This is a genomic window from Oleiphilus sp. HI0061, from assembly GCF_001635675.1.
The window spans coordinates 1-516 of sequence record NZ_LWFE01000021.1 but is presented as its reverse complement, the minus strand read 5'-3'; the positions used below and the strand labels follow the sequence as shown (position 1 = coordinate 516).

Annotated in this window: 1 protein-coding gene; it reads right to left on the bottom strand. The window is 43.2% G+C overall.

What is annotated here, in order from left to right; translation table 11 throughout:
* Nucleotides 1–339: NAD(P)-dependent oxidoreductase (locus tag A3735_RS00395; protein ID WP_255375112.1), on the bottom strand; the 339-nt coding region annotated here is incomplete at its 3' end.
* Between the last annotated feature and the right edge of the window lie 177 nt (nucleotides 340–516).

Sequence of the window (516 nt, the reverse complement as noted above, 5' to 3'; positions counted from 1 at the left end):
ACCTTTATCTTTTGCTGCGTTATGTACGCTAATAGCAGACTCCGCTTCGATCGTTGAGCAATCAATCACTAAGGTTTCTTTATCAATGATTGATAATAGTTTTTCGCCTTCAAGATAAAGCCCTAACACATGCCTACCTGCAGGCAGCATGGATATAAGGATAGTAGCGTCTTTGCACGCTTGTGATGCCGAGCTTGCGACATGCGCACCGAGTTGCTTCATCTCTTCTAGTGGAGTCTTGGCTAAATCATATACCCGCAGGTTGTAACCCGCTTTTACAAGATTTTTTGCCATGGGACGTCCCATGTTCCCTAGACCTATAAACGCGATCGTTGTCATTATTATTTTCCCAATCTTGGAAGGGGCAGAATAGCCCCCTTTGTTATTTATAAGAAGCTTTGCTTAAGCCAGTAGCCCATCTAAAGGGTTTTTATCCCAAGGCCTACTAAATAAAGACTCAATAACGGAACTTGGGATATGGGTATAGTGCGCGTATTCCCACTTAGGTGTTTTGTC